Below are 3158 nucleotides of genomic sequence, written 5' to 3'. Positions count from 1 at the left end.
GTGCGGCCACCGCCGTCGGAACGGCGGCCGGTCTGGCGGTGGCCGCACCACTGGCGGTGGTCGATCCCCGGACGCGGCAGTCTCTCGGTGATCATGTGGAGAGCCTGGGCCGATCCGCTTCTGATGCTGCAGCTCCCTGAGGCAATCCTCGTCCGGAGGGAGAACACGCGCCGTAGTCGCCGGCTTGATGGGAAGGCACGGGCGTTTTGCCGATCTCGTTATCGAATGAAGGGTATCCGCTTCCAGATCTCACGGCGCGTGAGTGCACCGGCTCGCCATCGGGATTTCGTCAGATGAGGACTAGCGCGGGGAATCCTTGCCGGGCTTTCATGGAGGCTGGACGGTCCGGTGTGGGTCAAACTCGGTAGGAGCACGGGTTCGAACGAAAGTCCGCTCATCCAAGCAGTGCGGAAGTACGGCTAAGGTCAGCCATGTGCCATTTTGAGACCTTCCGAGCCTGGAGTCCGTTGCGTGCCATATCCATCAATGACTTGCGGCGAGACCCGCGGCAAATTTCCGAGAAGGGTGGTTATGGAATACTTGTTGTGAAAGATCGGCAGCTCTTTCAATCTCGACGTCATTCCTGAGCCGCAGGAGGCCTGGTGATCAAAGCCCTCATGGTTGATGTTGATGGAGTCCTCGTCAGGGGGAGGCCCGAGGATGGCCGCCACTGGTCGACATCCCTCGAGGCCGACCTGGGCCTGCGGCCGGAAGACCTGCACCGGGAGTTCTTCGCCGAACATTGGAACGATATCGTGATTGGCCGGGTGAGGCTGGAAGATCGGCTGTCGGAGGTGCTGGAAAGGAATGCTTCCCACGTCACGGCAGATCGGCTCATTGACTACTGGTTCGAGCAAGATGCGCGTCTCGATTGCCGGCTGCTCCAGGATCTCAGCGAGCTTCGATCGAGGGGCTTTCAGGTTCACCTCGCCACCAATCAGGAGCACCGACGGGCGCAGTATCTCATGGGCACGCTGGGCTTGGTCGGTGCCGTCGACGGGATCCAGTATTCGGCTCAGATCGGCGCGAAGAAACCCGACATGGCTTTCTTCGAGGGCGCGGCGCTGGCGGTAGGGATGCGGCCGGCAGATCTCCTTCTGATCGACGATACACCTGAGAACATTCGCGCAGCTCAGGGCTGTGGCTGGGAGGCCGTTCTTTGGACCGGCGAAGAGCATCTGTTGGATATCCTCAAGGTGCACGTCCCGACCAGGTTCGCTGGCGATGAATTCGAGAAGCCATGTGGATAATTTCCGATAAGCATTCGGTAGTAAAGGCCACCAGAGGTGCTGCGGCCCATCGAATTGGGTGACCTGACAATCGCCGACGGCTTAGGGTTGGAATGGTTTGGCTCCTGGAGAAGCCAAGAGCTGTACGGGACCCCCTGGGTGCTCCCGGCGCATCCTCGCGTCTGGGATCTCGACGCCTCGCTTCGCCGTGCTTCCCCGGCATTCCGAGGCAAAGCCATGCTTCGCGTAGAATGCCTCCGCTCCCAATACCGACTTGACCTTGGTGATGGCGCCCCCTGTGCATTCGGCATCGGCGAGACAGGCCTCGACGAGGGCCGAGCCTATGCCTCGGGATTGGCAGTCCGGATGAACGAACAGCGACAGCAGCTCGTCATCCTCCCACGAGGCATATCCGACGACAACGCCGTCCGCCTCCGCCACGAAGAACCGCTCCCCTGCCTCAGAGGCTCGGACGTATCCTTCCGGAGTGCGGCCGTCCATCCATGCCGTGATCTGCTCGTGCGTGTAGCGTCCCAGCAATGTCCGGGTCAGGCACGCGCCGTGGATCGCATGGACGGTCTCAGCATCTCCTCTGGCCATGGGACGGATGATCATTGGAGGGCTCCTTTGGCCGACGTTGGAGAGCGGATCGATGCGGACGCACAAGCCCAACCGCTCGATCCGCTACAAGTCAGCCACGGCCTGCCGCCTCGTTCAACTCCGAATGTTTGAAAGCCAATCTTCGTCACTCCCGCGGCGGATCGTAGGACAGCGCCCAATCGGCCGCCGCGTACCAGCACCGCGCAGGATCGACGGGCTTCTTCCAGACAAGCGTCCGGACGAACTCTGCCGCACCGCGGTCGAACGCGACCGCAAGGCGCTCTCTCTCCTCGTCGTTGACCCCGAGCCGGCCCTCGGCATAGACGAAGCTCGCCGGGCTGACGACCCTGACCGGATGCTCGGATCCGTTCTTCTCCACGAGCAGGACACCGCCGCGTACCGTATGCCGCGGTCCTCCGGGCGATCTCGGCCGCCCGGCCACGCCGATCGGGAAGACTAAGTGCCCCTTCAGGCGCAGGTGCTCGATCCACCGATCGGCTGGCCGTTCGACGGCGAAGTTCACGTAGATGCCATCGACATCGCTGCGCGGCCAGGCGGCACCATCGTCCTGGACGACCTCGACGTTTGGCCACGGCGCGAGGTTGACCCGTGCCTGCTCGGCCAGAGCCGGATCGTACTCGACCGCGGTCACCTGGCCTGAGGAACCGACCAGTTCGGCCAGGATGGCGCTGTAATAGCCCGTGCCGGTGCCGATATGCGCAATCGTGCTCCCTACGGCCGGATTGAGCGCGTGCATCATCCGCGCATGGAGGGAGGGGCTGCCGTTGTTCACGCCCCGCTCCTGCTTGAGTGCAAACAGCACGTCCTGGTAGGCGTAGACGGGGTCATTGGAGGGCAATGCCACGTATCCGCCCGGACCATGCCGGACGTGCCAGGGCTCGGGGCCGAGGAAACACTCACGAGGAACGGCCGCGAATGCGTTCTCAAGGCGCTCGCTCGTGAGGCCGAGCAGCCCGACCATCTGCCGGGCATAGGCGCGTCTAACGATATCGAGTTCCGAGATATTCATCCCGTGATCCTTTGCGTCCCCTGTGCGTTGGGACAGGAAGCCTAGAGGCAGGGTCTGGCCGGTGGGAAGAGCCGCGAACGTCCCGGCGGCTGCCGCGAGCCGCCCATCCTTATGGTGATCGGGGTCGTCCACAGGGATCAGGCCGCGGGCGGCATCCGCCTCTCGCCTTCTGAGCTTGAGTTTAGCCATTTCTGACGGGTGATGTGAGAGCGAGGGGCGGCGAAGCGAACGATGCGGTAGACTGGCAGAGTTTCCGCCAAGAGACGCCGCCATGCTGCACCTGCCCGCCCGCTTCGCCG

The 3158-nt window shown here is 63.2% G+C and carries 3 protein-coding genes; 1 reads left to right on the top strand and 2 read right to left on the bottom strand.

From position 1 onward, the window contains the following. Positions 1-605: 605 nt before the first annotated feature. A complete protein-coding gene (locus FS320_RS40650; protein ID WP_162003581.1) occupies positions 606-1250 on the top strand; it encodes an HAD-IA family hydrolase in 645 nt (214 codons plus the stop codon). Between the two features lie 81 nt (positions 1251-1331). On the opposite strand, the gene FS320_RS40645 is transcribed toward FS320_RS40650, so the two are convergent. Then, positions 1332-1844: a GNAT family N-acetyltransferase gene (locus FS320_RS40645; protein ID WP_152718188.1), complete on the bottom strand. Its 513-nt coding sequence runs from the start codon at positions 1842-1844 to the stop codon at positions 1332-1334. Between the two features lie 130 nt (positions 1845-1974). Beyond that, positions 1975-3158: protein-L-isoaspartate O-methyltransferase family protein (locus FS320_RS40640; RefSeq protein WP_338105685.1), on the bottom strand; the 1184-nt coding region annotated here is incomplete at its 5' end.

This window comes from Microvirga tunisiensis (assembly GCF_009296175.1).
Classification (GTDB): Bacteria; Pseudomonadota; Alphaproteobacteria; order Rhizobiales; family Beijerinckiaceae; genus Microvirga; species Microvirga tunisiensis.
The sequence above is the reverse complement of the archived record's forward strand: the minus strand, read 5'-3'. Positions and strand labels throughout refer to the sequence as shown.